We start from the raw sequence: 18,915 nt of genomic DNA on the forward strand, positions 1-18,915 counted from the left end.
TTACGCGCTTGTGCCGGCTGGAGCGGGTGTCAATACTACACGCCGGATTGGCGGTGCGCCCCTGCGCTGCACAATCCGTTGCAGTCAGCGCGCCGCGCCCACGGTTCGGTGCGCTCCTGCCTGCCGACCAGATCCGGAACAGACGAGAACAGACCGGGCACGCCGCAGACATCCAGGAGACCCCCCTTCCTCGCAGGATCGTCCGCCGCCGCCCCGGCACCACCCACTCTGCCCGCCATCCGCGTCGCCAGGTTTTTCATATCCGGTCTGAGGAGACCCTTCAACATGAATCGCATCGGACAACACCTGTTGTGGCTGGCCGTCGCCGTGCTCGGCGCGTTTGCCTTCGCCACCGTCGCGCTGTCGCGCGGGGAAGCCGTCAGTGCACTGTGGATCGTGGTTGCCGCGCTCTGCATCTACCTGATCGCGTACCGCTACTACAGCCGCTTCATCGCCGACAAGGTGATGCAGCTCGACCCCAAACGCATGACGCCCGCGTGGCGCCACAACGACGGCCTGGACTACGTGCCGACCAACAAGGCGGTGCTGTTCGGCCACCACTTCGCCGCGATTGCCGGCGCCGGCCCGCTGGTCGGCCCGGTGCTGGCCGCGCAGATGGGCTACATGCCCGGCATGCTGTGGATCCTGGCCGGCGTGGTGTTCGCCGGGGCGGTGCAGGACTTCATGATCCTGTTCATCTCCACGCGCCGCGACGGCCGCTCGCTGGGCGACCTGGTCAAGTCCGAGATGGGCACGGTGCCCGGCATGATCGCGCTGTTCGGCTGCTTCATGATCATGATCATCATCCTGGCGGTGCTGGCGCTGATCGTGGTGAAGGCGCTGGCCGGCTCGCCGTGGGGCACGTTCACCGTGGCGGTGACCATCCCCATCGCGCTGTTCATGGGCATCTACACCCGCTACATCCGCCCGGGCCGTATCGGCGAGGTCTCCGTCATCGGCTTCGTGCTGCTGATGCTGGCCATCATCGGCGGCCAGTACGTGCACGAGAGCGCCACGCTGGCGCCGCTGTTCACCTACGACGGCAAGGCCCTGACGTGGATGCTGATCATCTACGGCTTCATCGCCGCCGTGCTGCCGGTGTGGCTGCTGCTGGCGCCGCGTGACTATCTGTCCACGTTCCTGAAGATCGGCACGATCATCGCGCTGGCCATCGGCATCGTGATCGTCGCGCCGGAACTCAAGATGCCGGCGTTCACGCAGTTCGCCCAGGGTGGCGGGCCGGTGTGGTCGGGCAACCTGTTCCCGTTCCTCTTCATCACCATCGCCTGCGGCGCGGTGTCGGGCTTCCACGCGCTGATCTCGTCGGGCACCACGCCCAAGCTGCTGGAGAACGAGTCGCACGCGCGCTTCATCGGCTACGGTGCGATGCTGGCCGAGTCCTTCGTCGCCATCATGGCGCTGGTGGCCGCCTCGGTGATCGAGCCGGGCGTGTACTTCGCGATGAACAGCCCGGCGGCCGTGATCGGCACGACGCCGGAAGCCGTGGCCCAGGTCGTGTCGACGTGGGGCTTTGTCATCACCCCTGACGTGCTGATCGAGACCGCCAGGAATGTCGGCGAGAACACGATCATCTCGCGCGCCGGCGGTGCGCCGACGCTGGCCGTGGGTATCGCCCACATCCTGCATCAGGTGGTGGGCGGCCAGGCCATGATGGCGTTCTGGTACCACTTCGCCATCCTGTTCGAAGCCCTGTTCATCCTGACCGCCGTGGACGCGGGCACCCGCGCCGGCCGCTTCATGCTGCAGGATCTGCTGGGCAGCTTCGTGCCGTCCATGCGCCGCACGGACTCGCTGCCGGCCAACCTGATCGCCACCGCGCTGACCGTGGCGGCCTGGGGCTACTTCCTGTACCAGGGCGTGGTCGATCCGCTGGGCGGCATCAACACGCTGTGGCCGCTGTTCGGCATCTCCAACCAGATGCTGGCTGCCGTGGCACTGGTGCTGGGCACCTGCGTGCTGGTGAAGATGAAGCGCGGCCAGTACGCGTGGGTGACCGCGCTGCCGACCGTGTGGCTGCTGATCTGCACGCTGACCGCCGGCTGGCAGAAGCTGTTCGATGCCGATCCGAAGGTCGGCTTCCTGACCCACGCGGCCAAGTTCAGCGACGCCATCGCCCAGGGCAAGGTCCTGGCGCCGGCCAAGACGATGGAGCAGATGCACCGCATCGTCTTCAACGACTACCTGGACGCCGGCCTGTGCGCGTTGTTCATGTTCGTGGTGCTGTCGATTGTCTTCTATGGCTTCAAGACGGCCATGGCGGCACGCGGCATCACCAAGCGCACGGACAGCGAGACGCCGTTCGAGCCGCTGCCGGCCGGCACCTCGGCCGCGCAGCACTGAGTACGCAACCCAATCGCCATCCACAGGAGGCCACCATGCTGGACCAAATCGGGACCATGGGCCGCTACCTCGGCCAGTCGCTGCGGCTGATGGTCGGGCTGCCTGACTACCAGACCTACGTGGCCCATATGGAGTCCACCCACCCGGACCGCGCGCCGATGACGTACGAGGAATTCTTCCGCGAACGCCAGGAAGCGCGGTACGGCGGCGGGCAGGGCAAGTGCTGCTGACGTCATCCATCATGACGTGACGAAAGCGACCCTACGGGGTCGCTTTTTTCATCCCCGGTAATCGGGTGTTGTGTTTACACCGCGATTTTTAACCAATAGATACCGTTTCTGGAGCGGGTTACAGGGCCTCACAACTGGTTACAGCAACGGCACGGCTCGTTCTCTACACTCCGGTTCCAGATGCACGACTGATAAAGGAAAACACGATGTCTCGCCATCTTCGCACCCTCACTCTGGCCCTTGCCCTCTCCGCGGCTGCGCTGCCGGCGTTTGCAGGGGGTGACCTGAACAATGCACTCGGCGGTGGTCTGGGCGGCGTGGCTGGCGCTGCCGTGGGCGGCGCGCTGGGCGGCAGCACCGGCTCCGTGATCGGCGGCGCGGTGGGCGGCGGCGCCGGCGGCGCGCTGACCTCCAGCAAGCGCGAACGCACCGGTGCCATCATCGGCGGCGCCCTGGGCGGCGGCGCCGGCACGGCGGCCGGCAACGCCATGGGCGGCCGTACGGGCGGCCTGGTGGGTGCGGGCCTGGGCGGCGCGGCCGGTGCGGCGCTGGGCGGCAACGTCTCGCGCAGCAACTCCTACGACGACGATCGCCGCTACTACAAGAAGAGCAAGCATCGCCGCCATGGCCATCGCCACGACGACTAAGTCATTGGCGGGTAACGAAAAAACGGGCCTTCGGGCCCGTTTTTCCATGGCGCGCAGCGAACATCGCGCGCATAAACAAAAAGCCCGTACCGGTCAGGTACGGGCTTTTTGGCGACTGGCGGGCTCAGATCAGAGCGCGGCGCCGTCGGTGTAGACGTCGAAGTTGCCAGCACGGGCGCCTTCGCCGAAGGAGTCGAACTTGCCAGTGCGGGCGCCTTCACCGAACGAATCGAACTTGCCGGTGCGGGCACCGTCGGTGAACGAGTCGAACCTGGTGGACTTGGCGCCGTCGGTGTACGGGTCGAACGAGGTCTTGGCGAACGCCGGGGCGGCGGAGAGGGCGGCAACCAGGGCAACGGTCAGGGCAAATTGGCGCTTCATGGCAAATCCTTTCGTTTTTCGTGGATGCCGGCGCTCGGAATGTGGATGTTGCGATGCGGCATCAGGTGATGCGATATTAGGCATTCCCCTGATATGAATAAATATTGCCATCCACAATGATTGATTGTGCTTTTCACAATAAATCCCCCGGATCGTGTAAAAGTTCACGGGTGAATCGGGAGACTATGTCATGGATCGGCTTCAATCGATGCGCGTCTTCGCCAAGGTGGTGGAACTTGGCAGTTTTGCACGTGCGGCGCAGCAATTGGAAATGTCCAATGCCGTGGTCACGCGCTATGTGGCGGACCTGGAAAGCCACCTGGGCACCCGGCTGCTGAACCGCACCACCCGCAGCCTCTCGCTGACGGACGCCGGCGAAACCTACCTCCAGCGCTGCGGCCAGATCCTCGAGGATGTGGAAGAAGCCGAATCGGTGGTCACGGCGCGCAGCCAGTCGCTCTCGGGCACGCTGCGGCTGGTGGCGCCGGTCATGTTCGGCCTCCACCTGCTGCCGCAGACCCTGGAACGCTTCCAGCAGCTCTACCCGGACGTGGTGTTCGACGTGCTGCTCTCGGACCGTATCGTCGATATCGTGGAAGAAGGCCGGGATGTTGGTGTGATGCTGTCCGACCTGGGTCTCGGCTCGCACCTCGTGGCACGGCCGCTGATTTCGGCCGAAGTCATCCTGTGTGCCTCGCCCGGCTACCTGCGCGCGCACCCACCGCTGCGTAATGCCCAGGACCTCGCCAACCACCGCTGCATCGCCATGCGGCTGCCGACGGCCGAGCACGAATGGACGCTCTCCGGCCCCGAAGGCGACGTCACGGTCGCGATCCGGCCGGGCCTGCTGTGCAGCAACGCCGAACTGGCCCACCAGGCCGCGCTGGCCAATATGGGCATCGCCATGCTGTCCTCCTACCTCGCCCGGCCCAACATCGAAGCCGGCCGCCTCACGCACATCCTGCCCCAATACCAACTGCCGCGCCGCGACGTGAGCGTGGTCTACCCCAGCCGGAAGTTCCTGCCGACCAAGGTGCGCGCCTTCATCGACTTCCTGCTCGAGGAAGGCACGAAGCGGGCCGGCGAAGCCAGCGGACAGAAGCCGTAGTCAAACGCGACTCGAAACACGCCACCCAAAACGCAACAAAAATGTTGTAGAATTTCACAACAAAACACAACATTTGTGTTGTACCATGCACACCTCCCGACGCATCTGGAGGCGCATGAAATACAGCGAGTTTCGGAAATGGCTGCGCCAGCAAGGTGCCACGTTTGAGCGGCACCGAAGCGGCTCGAGCCACTACCGGGTGACGCTCCGTGGCAGGACCACCATCTTTCCGGACCATGGTTCCAAGGAAATGGGCACGGGACTGGTCGAAGCCATCAAGAAGCAGCTCGGTATCAAGTAAGCGGGGAGGCCCCAAATGTACGCGTACCCAGTCAACCTCACGCCGGATGACAACGGCACATTGCTTGTCACTTTCCCCGACGTTCCCGAAGCGACCTCGGTTGGCGAGGATGAAGCGGACGCGCTCGTGGAGGGCCTCGACGCCCTCGAGGCGGCTTTCGAGATCTATTTCCAGGAGAAGCGCATTATTCCGCGAGGCTCGAAGCCAAAGCGAGGCCAACGCACCGTGGTGCTGCCCGCGCTTGTCGCGGCCAAGGTCCAACTGGCAAACGAGTTGCTGACCCAAGGGGTGCGCAAGGCGGAACTGGCGCGGCGGCTGGCGCTGCATATGCCGCAAGTCGACCGACTGCTGGATCTGCGCCACTCGTCCAAGATCGAACAGATCGAAGCGGCGTTCCACCAGTTGGGCAAGCGCCTGGAGGTGCTGGCGGTCTGATTCCGCCGCGTTGCCTGCCTTCGTCGCTCGAAGAAAGCCCGCCCGGCTCGCGCCGCGCGGGCTTTTACTCTTCGGCGTCGGCCGTCGCCTTGGTGGCGGCGCGGGTCTTCTTGGCGGCCGGGGTCTTGGCGGTGGCGGTCTTGGTCGCGGTCTTCGTTGCAGCCTTCTTGGCGGGCGCCTTCTTCGCGGCTACCTTCTTCGCCGCCGGCTTGGCCGTGGCGGCTTCGGTCTCGGCACCTTCGGCCGCTTCAGTGGCCTTGGCCCCCTTGGCGGTCTTGGCTGCGGCGCCCTTGGCGCCAGCCTTCGGCTCACGTACCTCGAACTCGAAGCCGATCTTGCCGTCCGGCTGCTTCACCAGGAACGCCTTGAAGTTGCGGCCCGTGCGGGACGACTTGAAGCCGGTTAGCAGGTCTGTCTTGCCGGCCGTCAGCAGCTTGCCGATCTGCTCGCGCGAGATTTCCTGCTGCAGGATGATCTTGCCGGTGGTGAAATCGCAGGTCTTCTCGCTGCCTACGGCATTCTCGCAGACGTACTTCATGCCGTGCTCGTAGACCGCGCCGCTGCACTTCGGGCACGACCCCACCGGGGTCTGGGCGCTGAAGTCGATCGGCTCGCCATCGGCGTCATCGTCGTTCTGGCCGAAGTCGAACTCCATCTTCCAGTTGCCGTCGTCGCCCTTGGCCAGCTTCAGGATGGCCGCGAACGGCCGGCCCATCTTGCTGCGGAAGCCCTGCAGCGGACCAATTTCCTTCTTCAGCAGCAGTTCCTCGACTTCCTCGATCTCGAACTGGCGGCCGCCCGGGATCTTGCTGATCGAGAACTCGCACGCGGTGCAGGCAAAGCGGCGGTAGTTTTCCTTGACCTGGCCGCCGCACTGCGGGCACGGGGTGTCCAGCGTGGCGTAGTCGCCCGGAATGGTGTCGCTGTCGTATTCCTTGGCGCGCTTGACGATCTGCTGCGTCATCTGCGCGATCTCACGCATGAATTCGTCGCGCTTGAGCCGGCCGCGCTCGATCTGCGACAGCTTGTGCTCCCACTCGCCGGTCAGCTCGGCCTGCGTCAGTTCGAGCACGCCCAGGCCGCGCAGCAGCGTCATGAGCTGGAACGCCTTGGCGGTCGGGATCAGTTCGCGGCCCTCGCGCACGAGGTACTTCTCGGTCAGCAGCCCTTCGATGATGGCTGCGCGCGTGGCCGGCGTGCCGAGGCCCTTGCCTGCCATGGCCTCGCGCAGCGCGTCGTCGTCGACGAGCTTGCCCGCGCCTTCCATCGCCGAGAGCAGCGTGGCTTCGTTGTAGCGCGCCGGCGGGCGCGTGGTCAGGCCGACGGACTCGACCTTGTCGGTCTTGACGCGCTCGCCCTTGTCCACCGGCACCAGGTTGGCGTCCTTGTCGTCCTTGCCCTGCGCCTCGCGGCCATAGATCACCAGCCAGCCCGGATTGACCAGGACCTTGCCCTCGGTCTTGAAGTGGTGGCCGGCCACTTCGGTGATACGGGTGGTCACCTGGAACTCGGCAGCCGGGAAGAACACCGCCAGGAAGCGGCGCACCACCAGGTCATACAGCTTCTGCTCGGGCTCGGACAGGTTCTTGGGCGCCTGCAGCGTCGGGATGATGGCGAAGTGATCGCTGATCTTGCTGTTGTCGAAGATCTTCTTGTTCGGCTTCACCCAGCCGCTGGCCAGGATCTTCTTGGCGTGGGTCAGGTAGTTGGGCGAGCTGTCGGCCAGCATGCCCATGGTCTCCTTGACCGTCTCCAGGTAGTCCTCGGGCAGCGCGCGGGCGTCGGTACGCGGGTACGTCAGCACCTTGTGCTTCTCGTACAGCGCCTGGGCCAGACCCAGCGTGTTCTTGGCGGAGAAGCCGAAACGCGAGTTGGCCTCGCGCTGGAGCGTGGTCAGGTCGAACAGTGCCGGCGACTGCTGCGTCGACGGCTTCGATTCCTCGGTGACGGTGCCCGGCTTGTCGCGGCAGGCGGCTACGATGCTCTTGGCCTCGGCCTCGCTCCACAGGCGCGCCTCGCGCGCCTCGGGGTCGAACTCGTTCTTCTTGAACTTCGGGTCGAACCAGCGGCCCTCGTACAGGCCCTTGGCGGCGATGAACTCGGCGTGCACTTCCCAGTAGTCGCGCGCCACGAAGTGCTTGATCTTCTCCTCGCGCTCCACGACGATCGACAGCGTCGGGGTCTGCACCCGGCCCACCGTGGTCAGGAAGAAACCGCCGCCCTTGCTGTTGAACGCGGTCATCGCCCGCGTGCCGTTGATGCCGACCAGCCAGTCGGCCTCCGACCGGCAGCGCGCGGCATCAGCCAGCGGCATCATTTCCAGGTCGTCGCGCAACTGCGCAAACCCGTCGCGGATGGCCTGCGGCGTCATCGACTGCAGCCACAGCCGGCGCACCGGCTGCTTGGCCTTGGCCTGTTGCGCGATCAGGCGGAAGATCAGTTCCCCCTCGCGCCCCGCATCGCAGGCGTTGATCAGGCCGGTCACGTCCTTGCGCTTGATCAGCCGGTTCAGCACCTTCAGCCGCGATTCGGTCTTCTGGATCGGGCGCAGGTCGAAGTGCGGCGGAATCACCGGCAGATTGGCGAAGCTCCACTTGCCGCGCTTGACCTCGTAGTCGTCCGGCGCGGCAATCTCCACGAGGTGGCCCACGGCCGAAGACAGCACGTAGTCGTCGCTCTCGAAGTACTCGTCGTGCTTGGTAAAGCCCCCGAGGGCGCGCGCGATATCGGCGGCGACCGATGGCTTTTCCGCGATGATGAGGGCTTTAGACATTGAACGGGTCCTTGCGGCGCGGCCCCCTCCAGGGGAAGCCAGCGCCTCTTGATTGGCACTGCTAATTATGTAAACAGCACGCCTGGGCTTTGAGGCGCCAATAATAAGCGCGCATCCGTCGGCGGTGCAAGCAAACGCCGCCTGAGGCTCAGGCAGCACATGGCATCAGCCGGGGTGGCTCTCGAGTAACCAGTCGAGCACTTCGGGAATTTCCGATGCGGCCGCGGGCATCGACGCCCCACGGTCCAGCATTCGCTCCAACACTTCCAGATGAGGTAGCACCGTGCCGTAAAAATGCGGATCGCCGCCGGCCACGGGCTGGATCAGCACCGTCGGAAAATTCTCAATGTCGATGTCCTCGCCGAGCCGGTCGGCGTGGGTCTCGATATCGATCCAGACAAAGCAGTCGCCGGGATAGCGCGCTGCCAGCGCCGCAAAGCCACTCATATAGTCCTTGCACGTCCCGCACCAGTCCGCGCACAGGCAGGCCACCAGCCGGCCCGCTGGCCGCGCGGCCAACGCCTGGCGCAGCGCCGCGGCGTCTTGTTCGGGAAAGTAAACGGTCATGGCAGTCGAAAACATGAGCAGCCTACGGCACCAGCCGCGGCAATTGCCGGCAGATTGTATAGAGTTTGGCGCCCCTTACCCGAGCCGCCGGTAGCGGTTGCCCGGTAATCGCTCCACCGCGCCGGCCAGTTCCAGCTGTAAAAGCGCTGCCGACGCCGCATCCGCCGACATTCCGCTGCAGGCGCACAAGGCGTCGAGTGTCACAGGATCATAGGCGAGGGCGGCGCCGAATGCGTCGGCGGGGGTCGGGCGGGGGTCGGCAACCTCCGCCCCGGCGGGTCTGGCCGATGACGGGGCGAGGTCGGGAAACTCCTCCACGATGTCCTCGAGGCTTTCCACCAGCTTGGCGCCCTGCCGGATCAACCGGTGACAGCCTTTCGAGAGCGGTGCGTGGATCGACCCGGGTATCGCGAACACCTCGCGCCCCAACTCCGACGCCAGCCGCGCCGTGATCAGCGACCCCGACCGCTCGGCCGCCTCGACCACCAGCACGCCCTGGCCCAGTGCCGCGATCAGCCGGTTCCGCTTGGGGAAGTGGTGGCTCACCGGCGGCGTTCCAAGGGGAAATTCGCTGAGGATGGCGCCGCCTCGGTCGACGATCTCATGCGCCAGCGCGTGATGGCGTGCCGGATACACCACATCGATACCCGTGCCGATGACGGCAATCGTGCCGCCGGCGCCGGACATCGCCCCCGCATGGGCCGCTGCATCGATACCGAGCGCGAGGCCGGACACCACCGTGAATCCCGCCCCGGACAGGGCAGCGGCAAACGCGTGGGCGTCCTTCGCCCCCTGCACGGTGGCCTTGCGCGCGCCGACGATGCCGATGGACGGCGCTGCCAGCGCATCGCGCCGGCCATTGACGTGGAGGAGGAGCGGGGGATCGGCGAGGTCGAGCAGCCGCGCCGGGTAATCGCTATCGGCGAGCGTGACGAGGTGATGGTTGGGTACGGCAAGCCATGCCTCGGTACGCGCGATCAGCGCGGCCAGCGTGGCATCGGGCGGGGCGGTCAGGATTTGGGCGATGGCGGGCGGCACCAGCCCATGCAGTCGGGCAACGGGCTGCGCCAGCACCGCCGACGGCAGGCCGAACGCGCCCAGCAGCCGGCGCGCGGCCGCTGCGCTCAGTCCTGGCGTGGCGATCAGCCGCAGCCACGCCGCAACGTCGGCCAGCCCCGCATCCTTGCCCAGGGCCGGCCCGGAGACTTGCGCGCCCTCCGACGCGCGCCAACCGGTCAACGTGGCGTCGTGGCGATGTCGCCAACCTTCATCAGGTTCGTGGCATCGGTGACCAGCGCGTACGAGATACCCGGGAACACGCGATACACATAGGCCAGCCCGTACCGGTCGTCGGGCAGCCGGATGGTGCGATTGCTGTCCGTCGGATCCTTGACCAGACCGCCGTCACGCGAGAGCGCCAGCACATGGCCCGGCTCGAGCCCGGCATCGGTGCCCACGTTCAGCACCACCACCTGCTTGGCGCCGCCGTACTGCACGCCGCCATATACGGCTGCGATGCGGGCATTCACGTCGGTCTCGGGCGCGTGCGGCACATAGCGCACCAGCTCGCGCGGGGGCTGGGGCAGCAGCAGTGTGCCGGGGCCCATTTCCTGCAGCGACTGAGTGGCCTGCACCGTGGTCACGGCGTCCGGGCCCTCGGGCGGACGCGAGACGCGCACGCTGCCCTGGTATTCGGCCTCGAAGCCAATCACCTTGTTGGTGATCGGATCACGCACCGGCAAGGCCGGCTTGAAGGCCTGCCAGTCGCTGCCGATGGAGGCATCGCCGGGGCCAATGCCGCGCGCGTAGCCGGTATCGCCACGGCCCATGTAGACACGGGCATCGGGCAGGGCCACGAGGCGCGCCGAGGTATCGACGGTGTCCTTGTCCACCACCAGCGGGCGGATCAGGAACGGCTCGATGTCGGCCGCCGGAATGCTCAGGATCGCGTCGCCATCGGCGCCTTCGCCCCGCATGCGCGGCGAGAGGCGGCCATCGCCACTCGCGCCGCCCGGTGCGGTCGTGCTCAGGTAGGCGCGGCCATCGCGGGTGACCAGATACAGGGTCTGGCCCGGATAGATCAGGTGGGGATTGCGGATCTGCTGCTTGTTCATGCCCCACAGCTCGGGCCAGCGCCAGGGCTGGCGCAGGAAGCGGCCCGAGATGCCCCACAGGGTGTCGCCGGAGCGCACCGTGTACTGGCCCGGCGCGCTGGGCGCCAGATCGGCAACTGGAATGCCTTGCTGTGCCGTCCGGTCGGCTTGCGCCTGCTGCGCCGGCGAGACACTGAGGTCTGCGGCCTGGACGGTCATGCCCGCCCCGGCAGTGATGCCGGCGACACTTAGCATGAGAAGGGTGAACGCGTGCAGCCTGCGGCCCGACGCCGCTTGTTCTTTGGTAAGATCGCGCATTTTCGTGAACCGGTCGGTGTAGCGACCGGATTGACCCTAGAGAGCGTGCCTGCTGCGGCCCGCCTTGATTTTTTGTACTTGCGCCCCGATTCTGCATGTAAACACCCGTCGCCGCAACGCGGCCGGGCAGTAGACAGCACCTGGCGTTGCGCCCGAGCATCATGGCAAAACTCGACATCCTCACCTACCCCGATCCCCGCCTGCACAAAGTGGCCAAGCCCGTGGAGGTGGTGGATGACCGCATCCGCACGCTGGTGCGCGACATGGCCGAAACCATGTACGAAGCGCCGGGCATCGGCCTGGCCGCCACGCAGGTGGATGTGCACGAGCGCGTGATCGTGATCGACCTCTCCGAGACGCGCGACGCCCTCCAGGTCTTCATCAACCCGGAAATCGTCTGGGCCAGCGACAACCGCAAGGTCTGGGAAGAGGGCTGCCTGTCCGTGCCCGAGGTCTATGACCGCGTGGAGCGCCCGGACCGCGTGCGCGTACGCGCGCTGAACGAAAAGGGCGAAGCCTTCGAACTCGATGCCGACGATCTGCTCGCTGTATGTATACAGCACGAGATGGATCACCTGATGGGCAAGGTGTTCGTCGAGTACCTGTCGCCGCTCAAGGTCACCCGCATCAAGCAGAAGCTCCAGAAGCGCGTCCGTTCGCGGATGTAACAGCGGTGCCGCCGCGCCGGCGCCGTCTGCTATCGTTAACCCCTCCGAAGCACCCAATGCACCCGGCCGCCACCATGCGGCCGGTGGCGTTTTTATCGCAGAACCCTGCCATGACCCAAGCCCAGCCACTGCGCGTTGCCTTTGCCGGCACCCCGGAATTCGCGCGCGTCGCCCTGGAGGCCATCCACGCCGCAGGCTTCCCGGTGGTGGCCGTGCTGACCCAGCCGGACCGCCCGGCGGGCCGCGGCATGCAGCTGCAGGCCAGCCCAGTCAAACAGTTTGCGCTCGATGCCGGCCTCGGGCCGGTGCTCCAGCCGCGCTCGCTGCGCCGCCAGGGCAAATATCCCGAGGAAGCCGGCGCGGCCGTCGATGCGCTGGCGGCCACGGCGCCCGATGTCATGGTGGTGGCCGCCTACGGCCTGATCCTGCCGGCCGAGGTGCTGACGCTGCCGCGCCATGGGTGCCTGAACATCCACGCCTCGCTGCTGCCGCGCTGGCGCGGCGCGGCGCCGATCCACCGTGCCATCGAGGCCGGCGATGCCGAGACCGGCATCACGCTGATGCAGATGGACGAAGGGCTCGACACGGGCGGCATGCTTTCCCGCGAGGCCGTGCCGATCGGCCCGCTGGACACCACCGGCACGCTCCATGACACGCTGGCGGCGCTGGGCGGGCGGATGATCGTCGCGGCGCTGCAGCAACTGGCGGCCGGCCAGCCGCTGGCCGCCACGCCCCAGCCCGAGGCCGGCGTGACCTATGCCGAGAAGATCGCCAAGGACGAAGCTCCGCTCGACCTGCGCCGCCCGGCCACGGCGCTGGCTGGCCAGGTGCGCGCCTTCAACCCCTTCCCCGGGGCCACGGTGCAGGTGGGCGACACCGTCATCAAGTGCTGGCAGGCGCTGCCGCTGGCCAGCTCGACGCCGCTGCCGCACCCGCCCGGCACTGTGCTGGCGGCCGACGCCAGCGGCGTGATCATCGCCTGCGGCGAGGGCAGCGCGCTCCAGGTCACCGAACTCCAGAAGCCGGGCGGCCGCCGCCAGCCGGCGCAACAGTTCCTGCAGGGCCAGCCGCTGCCGCCGGGCACGCGCTGCCTCGTGCCGGCGTGACGCAATCTTCACATCCGTCTGCAAAAACCCTGCTACGGACATTGAATTTCCGGCAATCAGTCCCGATCTAACCGTCAACGCGTCCCGCAGGGGCGGGTACGCGGGGATGTACGTCGATTGTCGATTTGGGAGACTTTTCCATGTTCAACTGGGTCAAGACCTTCATGCTGATGGCCGCCATCACGGCGCTGTTCATCGTCATCGGGGGCATGATCGGGGGCCGCAGCGGGATGATGTTCGCGCTGTTGATCGCGCTGGGCATGAATTTCTTTTCCTACTGGTTCTCGGACAAAATGGTCCTGCGCATGTACAACGCGCAGGAAGTGGACGCCGGCACGGCGCCGCAGTTCTACAACATGGTGCAGGAGCTGTCCCAGCGCGCCGGGCTGCCGATGCCGCGTGTGTACCTGATCAACGAGGACGCGCCGAACGCGTTTGCCACGGGGCGTAACCCCGAGCACGCGGCGGTGGCGGCCACCACGGGCATCCTGCGCGTGCTGTCTGACCGCGAGCTGCGCGGCGTGATGGCGCACGAACTGGCGCACGTGAAGCACCGCGATATCCTGACCTCGACCATCGCGGCCACGATGGCCGGTGCGATCTCGGCGTTGGCCAACATGGCGATGTTCTTCGGCGGGCGCGACGAGAACGGCAATCGGTCCAATCCGATCGCCAGCATCGCCGTGGCGATCCTGGCCCCGCTGGCGGCCTCGCTGATCCAGATGGCGATTTCCCGGGCGCGTGAATTCGAGGCCGACCGGGGCGGCGCCGAGATCAGCGGCGACCCGCAGGCGCTGGCCAGCGCGCTGGACAAGATCCACCGCTACGCGCAGGGTATCCCGTTCCAGGCCGCCGAGGCGCACCCGGCCACGGCGCAGATGATGATCATGAACCCGCTCTCGGGCGGCGGCATCGCCAACCTGTTCTCGACCCACCCGGCCACCGAGGAGCGCGTTGCGCGGCTGATGCACATGGCGCAGACGGGCACCTATCCCGCCTGAGGCCGGCCGCGCGCCCCGAGTCCGGGTAAACTGCCCGCTGTGTTCCCCGGAACCGGCGGGCTTTTTTTGTGATCGGCACGCCGTGCCGGTCACTGTCATTCATAGCATTTTCAGAATTCTCGTATTCCATGCGCCTGCAACACGATTCACTTGCCTTCCAGATGCTCGGCGCCGCCGCGGCGGTACGCGGCGTCAATGAAGGCACGGCCCTGCCGCAGGCCATCGAAGACGTCGCCACGCACCTGCGGCTCGACCGCGTGCGCGACGCCGCCACGCGCGGCGCCGTGCAGGACCTGGCCTATCGCACCGTGCGCCAGTTCGGCACCACGCGCGCGCTGGTCACCGAACTGGTCACGCGCCCGCCCGGCGCGCTCGTCGATTCCCTGCTGGCCGTGGCCCTGGCGCTGCTGCTGGAAGGCGAGGAGGGCGATGCCAGCAAGGTCGGGCGCGGTGGCTACAGCGATTTCACTGTGGTAGACCAGGCCGTCAGCGCGGCCGCATCCGAGCCGAAGACCGCCCACGCGCGCGGCCTGGTGAACGCGGTGCTGCGCCGCTTTTTGCGTGAACGTCAGCAACTGATGCAGACCGTCAACCAGGACGAGGAAGCGCGCTACAACCTGCCGTCCTGGTGGCTGGCGCAGCTGCGCAAGGCGTACCCGGACCAGTGGACTACGTTGGCGGAGAGCGTCAACGCCCGGCCGCCGATGACGCTGCGCGTGAACACGCAGCGCATGTCGGTGCCGGAGTATCTGACTGGCTTGGCCAACGCCGGCATGGCCGGCACGGTCGTGGGCGAGCAGGCGGTGCGGCTGGTCCGCGCGTTCCCGGTCTCGCAGGTGCCCGGCTTTGCCGAAGGCGATGTGTCGGTGCAGGACGCCGGCGCGCAACTGGCCGCGCCCCTTTGCGAATTGTCTGATGGCATGCGCGTGCTCGATGCCTGCGCGGCCCCCGGCGGCAAGACCGGCCACCTGCTGGAGCTGGCCGACATCGACGTCACCGCCGTGGAGAGCGACGCGCAACGCGCCGCCCGCATCCACGAAAACCTTGCCCGCCTGGGCCAGCGCGCCAACGTGATCGTCGGCGACGCGAGCCGGCCCCAGGACTGGTGGGACGGCCAGCCGTTCGATCGCATCCTGGCGGACGTGCCGTGCTCGGCGTCGGGCATCGTACGGCGCCATCCCGATATCCGCTGGCTGCGCCGCGAGACAGATATCGCGCGCCTCGTCAATGAGCAGCGTCGCATCGTGTCTCAACTTTGGCCGCTGCTGAAGCCGGGCGGCATCCTGGTGTACGTGACCTGTTCTATTTTCCCAACGGAAGGCGAGGAGCAGGCGCTCTGGTTTGGTGCGCAGCTACCAGATGCGATACGATTGCAAGCGCCGGGACAACTGCTGCCCGGTACGAAGGCGCCTGAAACGGCCAGCCTGCCAACCGGTTCGCCATCGGGTCTGCCTACCGATCACGATGGCTTCTACTACGCCCGCTTCCAGAAACGCGCCTGATCCCACCGATGCCGAGCCCGCTGCGCTTGTTCGTCCACCGAGTCCCGGGCCGCGCAACGCGCGAGGCGCCGGCGCTCGCGCTGGCCAATAGCGGCCGGCGTGCGCTGGGCACCCTTGGCACACTCAGCATTTGGGCCGTCACCGCATGGCTGCTGCTGAGCCTGCTGCTAGCGCTGACGCCCCGCGCCGAGGCGCAGCTCATCGAGAATTCCGAAGCGAAGATCGAATACCAGGACGGCGGCTTCGAGCTGGCCACCTCGTTCGATTTCGACCTGCCGCCGGCGCTGGAAGACGCGCTGCACAAGGGCATTCCGCTCTATTTCGTGGTCGAATTCCAGCTCTCGCGCCCGCGCTGGTACTGGTTCGACGAGAAGCCGGTGAACACCAACCGCAGCGTGCGCCTGTCGTATCAGCCGCTGACGCGTCAGTACCGCGTTTCCACGGGCGGGCTGCAACTGCCGTTCAACCGCCTCAAGGGCGCGCTGCAGTTCATCCAGCAGGTGCGTGGCTGGCGCGTGTTCGAGCGCGGCGACGTGCGGCGCGGCGAAACCTATCACGCCGAGCTGCGCATGCGGCTCGACCTCTCGCAGCTGCCGAAGCCGTTCCAGATCAATGCGGTGAACACGCGCGAGTGGAACCTGTCGTCCGAGTGGAAGCGCTTCAACTACACCGTGCCGACCAACCTCGACGCGCCGCAGCCGCTGCCCCCACCGCCGGCCCCGATGCCCGCCTCACCGCCTGCGGCACCCCCGGCACCGCCCGCTGCGCCGGCCATCCCCGGCTCCGCGCCCGCCGCGGCCTCCGCGCCATCAGCCGATGCCCGCACGCCGTTCTCGCAGACCGTCTCCACGGTCCTGTCTCCGAGCCAATTGGTACAGCCCGCATCGAGCCCGCCATGAACGGAGCGATCTGGGACAGCCGATTCCGCCGCGTGCTCTATCGCGTCGTGGTGGGGATCATCGTCTTCCTGGCGCTGGTCCTGGTGGGCCTGCTGGCCGGGGCCTCGGCCAACACCGAATTCTTCGATCGCTATTTCACGTTGCTGTTCAAGGTCAACCTCGTCGTCGGCGCGCTACTGGTGCTGACCGTGGGCGCACTGGCCATGACGCTGTGGGTGCGCTACCGGCGCGGCAAGTTCGGCACGCGGCTGATGACCAAGCTGGCCGTGTTCTTCGGCGTGGTGGGCGTGCTGCCGGGCGTGCTGATCTACCTGGTCTCGCTGCAGTTCGTCTCGCGCAGCATCGAATCCTGGTTCGATGTACGCGTGGAAACGGCGCTCGAGGCCGGGCTGAACCTGGGCCGGTCCACCATCGACAGCCAACTGGCCGATCTGCAGGGCAAGGCCCGGCTGATGGCGGACCAGCTCACGGGGTCGTCGGGCATGGCCACGTCGCTGCAACTGAACCGGCTGCGCGAGCAGTACGGCGTGCAGGAGGCCGCGATCTTCACCGGCAGCGGCCGGGTGATGGCCACGGCGTCGAGCAGCTACGCCTCGCTGGTGCCGGACCTGCCGTCGGGCATGCTCGCCGAGCAGGCGCGGCTGGCCGGCGGCTATGCGGCCGTGGAGGGCGGCACCGAGCCCTCGGTAGACGGCAAGCGCACGGGCCCCATCGACAGTACCCACCTGTACCGCATCCGCGTGATCATTCCGCTCGGGCCGGCGCCGTCGCAGAACTCGACCGACGCGGAGGCGCAGGCCGCCGCCGTGGCTGCAGCCGCCGCGGTCCAGCGCGCGCAGCGCCCGCCGCGTGCCGGCATGTCCGCGCCCGGTGCCCGCTGGGCCGGGTCGGGGCTGTCCGTGGAGCGCCGCCCCGAGGACGCACCGGCTACCGGCTTCGGCCTGATGGGCGATACGGTGCGCGAGGAGCGCTACCTCCAGGTGCTGCACCCAGTGCCGGCCGTGCTCGCACGCAATGCCGACGAGGTCCAGCGCGCCTATCAGGAGTACCAGGAAAAGGCGCTGGGGCGCACCGGCCTGCGCAAGATGTACATCGGCACGCTGACCCTGACGCTGTTCCTGGCCGTGTTCATCGCCGTGATGCTGGCCCTGCTGCTGGGCGGCCAGCTCGCCCGGCCGCTGCTGATGCTGCTGCAGGGGACCAAGGAGGTGGCCGAGGGCGATCTCTCACCCAAGCGTGAACTTAAAAGCCGCGACGAACTGGGCATGCTGACGCAGCAGTTCAACGCGATGACGCGCCAGTTGTCCGAGGCCCGCATCGCCGTGGAGGAAAACCGCACCGCGCTGGAGCAGTCGAAGGCCTACCTGGAAAGCGTGCTGCAGAACCTGACCGCCGGCGTGCTGGTGTTCGACCGGCGCTTTGCGCTGCTGACCGCCAACCCCGGCGCCGAGCGCATCTTCCGCCAGCCCTTCGCCGGTGTGCTGGGCCAGCCGGCCGAGCAGATTCCAGGGCTGGGCGAGTTCACCGAGATCGTGCGCCAGGCGTTTTCCGAGCAGAACACCAGCGAGGTGCTGGGCGGCGCGCGGCACTGGCAGAAGCAGATCGAACTGCCGCAGGGCGACGAGGAACAGCCGCTGACGCTGCTGGTGCGCGGCGCCCACCTGCCGGGCGGCAGCCGCGACGAGCCCGGCTACGTGGTGGTTTTCGACGATATTTCCGATGTGATCTCGGCCCAGCGCTCGGTCGCCTGGGGCGAGGTGGCGCGCCGGCTGGCCCACGAAATCAAGAATCCGCTCACCCCGATCCAACTCTCGGCGGAGCGCCTGCAGATGAAACTTTCGCCGAAATTGGAGACAACCGATGCGGAAGTGCTAAAGCGCGGGGCCGCAACGATCGTTAACCAAGTGGCGGCAATGAAACGCATGGTTGACGACTTCCGCGATTACGCGCGTACGCCGCCCGCCGTAGTGCAGACGCTGGCGCTGAATCACCTGGTGGCAGAAGTCTTGCATCTGTATGGGATCGACGAGCCCGGGGTGCACGAGCATCCCGTGATCCATTCGGCGCTGGGGCCCGATTTGCCTGAAATAAAGGGAGATCCGACCCAGTTGCGGCAGGTGATCCACAACTTGCTGCAGAATGCGCAGGATGCGGTGGCGGACAACGTGGCGGCCGGTAGGGCGGCGCCCCATATCACTCTGCACACCGAGACTGTAGAATACAAAGATTCTGCTGGCGAAGACCGGCAGGCCGTCAAGCTGTCCATCGCGGACAATGGTCCAGGATTCGCACCCCGTATTCTCAGTCGGGCGTTCGAACCGTATGTGACCACGAAAGCCAAGGGTACGGGTCTCGGGCTGGCGATGGTAAAGAAGATCATTGACGAACACGGCGCGCGCATCGAGTTACGCAATCGCATGGACGGCGCCGAGATCATCGGGGCACAGATCTCGATCCTGTTCGTTAAACTGGCATAGTCAAACTGCGTCACCGTCCGGTGGCGCTGCGGTGGGGTTAAGAGGGGA

The 18,915-nt window shown here is 66.8% G+C and carries 17 protein-coding genes; 12 read left to right on the forward strand and 5 right to left on the reverse strand.

Going from position 1 to position 18,915, the window contains the following annotated elements:
* The first annotated feature begins 285 nt into the window (after positions 1–285).
* The 3 genes from AC1DFU_RS07790 (at position 286) to AC1DFU_RS07800 (ending at position 3,238) form a co-directional block, all read left to right on the forward strand.
* Entirely contained in the window at positions 286–2,361 is a 2,076-nt protein-coding gene (locus AC1DFU_RS07790) for a carbon starvation CstA family protein (RefSeq protein WP_092291012.1), read from the forward strand.
* Positions 2,362–2,396: 35 nt separating this feature from the next.
* Entirely contained in the window at positions 2,397–2,591 is a 195-nt protein-coding gene (locus AC1DFU_RS07795; protein WP_092291010.1) for a YbdD/YjiX family protein, read from the forward strand.
* 206 nt (positions 2,592–2,797) lie between these two features.
* A complete protein-coding gene (locus AC1DFU_RS07800) occupies positions 2,798–3,238 on the forward strand; it encodes a hypothetical protein (protein WP_092291008.1) in 441 nt (146 codons plus the stop codon).
* A gap of 129 nt (positions 3,239–3,367) precedes the next feature.
* On the opposite strand, the gene AC1DFU_RS07805 is transcribed toward AC1DFU_RS07800, so the two are convergent.
* Positions 3,368–3,619: a hypothetical protein gene (locus tag AC1DFU_RS07805; protein ID WP_092291006.1), complete on the reverse strand. Its 252-nt coding sequence runs from the start codon at positions 3,617–3,619 to the stop codon at positions 3,368–3,370.
* Between the two features lie 190 nt (positions 3,620–3,809).
* Between AC1DFU_RS07805 and AC1DFU_RS07810 the strand changes: the two genes are divergently transcribed.
* The 3 genes from AC1DFU_RS07810 to AC1DFU_RS07820 all read left to right on the forward strand — a co-directional run bounded on the left by AC1DFU_RS07810 (position 3,810) and on the right by AC1DFU_RS07820 (position 5,463).
* Positions 3,810–4,727, forward strand: a complete 918-nt coding sequence (locus AC1DFU_RS07810; RefSeq protein WP_441591584.1) for a LysR family transcriptional regulator — start codon at positions 3,810–3,812, stop codon at positions 4,725–4,727.
* 115 nt (positions 4,728–4,842) lie between these two features.
* Positions 4,843–5,028, forward strand: a complete 186-nt coding sequence (locus AC1DFU_RS07815) for a type II toxin-antitoxin system HicA family toxin (RefSeq protein WP_441591585.1) — start codon at positions 4,843–4,845, stop codon at positions 5,026–5,028.
* Between the two features lie 15 nt (positions 5,029–5,043).
* The gene (locus tag AC1DFU_RS07820; RefSeq protein WP_441591586.1) at positions 5,044–5,463 is read left to right on the forward strand and encodes a type II toxin-antitoxin system HicB family antitoxin; all 420 of its coding nucleotides are present in this window, start codon (positions 5,044–5,046) and stop codon (positions 5,461–5,463) included.
* A 64-nt stretch (positions 5,464–5,527) separates the two neighbouring features.
* Here AC1DFU_RS07820 and AC1DFU_RS07825 read toward each other — a convergent pair whose 3' ends face one another.
* From AC1DFU_RS07825 to AC1DFU_RS07840, 4 genes are all read right to left on the reverse strand, one after another.
* On the reverse strand, positions 5,528–8,236 hold the full coding sequence (locus AC1DFU_RS07825) for a DNA topoisomerase III (RefSeq protein WP_441591587.1): 2,709 nt from the start codon (positions 8,234–8,236) through the stop codon (positions 5,528–5,530).
* Positions 8,237–8,401: 165 nt separating this feature from the next.
* Entirely contained in the window at positions 8,402–8,803 is a 402-nt protein-coding gene (locus tag AC1DFU_RS07830) for a thioredoxin family protein (RefSeq protein ID WP_149137045.1), read from the reverse strand.
* Positions 8,804–8,878: 75 nt separating this feature from the next.
* Positions 8,879–10,042 (reverse strand): DNA-processing protein DprA, encoded by a 1,164-nt coding sequence (dprA, locus tag AC1DFU_RS07835; protein WP_441591588.1) that lies wholly within the window; start codon positions 10,040–10,042, stop codon positions 8,879–8,881.
* Positions 10,039–11,214: a LysM peptidoglycan-binding domain-containing protein gene (locus AC1DFU_RS07840; protein ID WP_092291000.1), complete on the reverse strand. Its 1,176-nt coding sequence runs from the start codon at positions 11,212–11,214 to the stop codon at positions 10,039–10,041. The genes dprA and AC1DFU_RS07840 overlap by 4 nt, the downstream gene beginning before the upstream one ends.
* Positions 11,215–11,375: 161 nt before the next feature.
* Here AC1DFU_RS07840 and def point away from each other — a divergent pair, with 161 nt between their 5' ends.
* The 6 genes from def (at position 11,376) to AC1DFU_RS07870 (ending at position 18,867) form a co-directional block, all read left to right on the forward strand.
* Positions 11,376–11,882 (forward strand): peptide deformylase, encoded by a 507-nt coding sequence (gene def, locus AC1DFU_RS07845; RefSeq protein ID WP_092290998.1) that lies wholly within the window; start codon positions 11,376–11,378, stop codon positions 11,880–11,882.
* 110 nt (positions 11,883–11,992) lie between these two features.
* Positions 11,993–12,988, forward strand: coding sequence for a methionyl-tRNA formyltransferase (gene fmt, locus AC1DFU_RS07850; protein ID WP_092290996.1), 996 nt, complete (start codon positions 11,993–11,995; stop codon positions 12,986–12,988).
* Positions 12,989–13,128: 140 nt separating this feature from the next.
* Positions 13,129–13,989, forward strand: coding sequence for a zinc metalloprotease HtpX (gene htpX / locus AC1DFU_RS07855; RefSeq protein WP_092290994.1), 861 nt, complete (start codon positions 13,129–13,131; stop codon positions 13,987–13,989).
* A gap of 128 nt (positions 13,990–14,117) precedes the next feature.
* On the forward strand, positions 14,118–15,491 hold the full coding sequence (rsmB, locus tag AC1DFU_RS07860) for a 16S rRNA (cytosine(967)-C(5))-methyltransferase RsmB (protein WP_441591590.1): 1,374 nt from the start codon (positions 14,118–14,120) through the stop codon (positions 15,489–15,491).
* 8 nt (positions 15,492–15,499) lie between these two features.
* On the forward strand, positions 15,500–16,390 hold the full coding sequence (locus tag AC1DFU_RS07865; protein WP_092290990.1) for a DUF4390 domain-containing protein: 891 nt from the start codon (positions 15,500–15,502) through the stop codon (positions 16,388–16,390).
* Positions 16,387–18,867: a sensor histidine kinase gene (locus AC1DFU_RS07870; protein ID WP_092290988.1), complete on the forward strand. Its 2,481-nt coding sequence runs from the start codon at positions 16,387–16,389 to the stop codon at positions 18,865–18,867. The genes AC1DFU_RS07865 and AC1DFU_RS07870 overlap by 4 nt, the downstream gene beginning before the upstream one ends.
* The last annotated feature ends 48 nt before the right edge of the window (positions 18,868–18,915 follow it).

The sequence above is a fragment of the Cupriavidus sp. 10L45 genome (assembly GCF_056395225.1).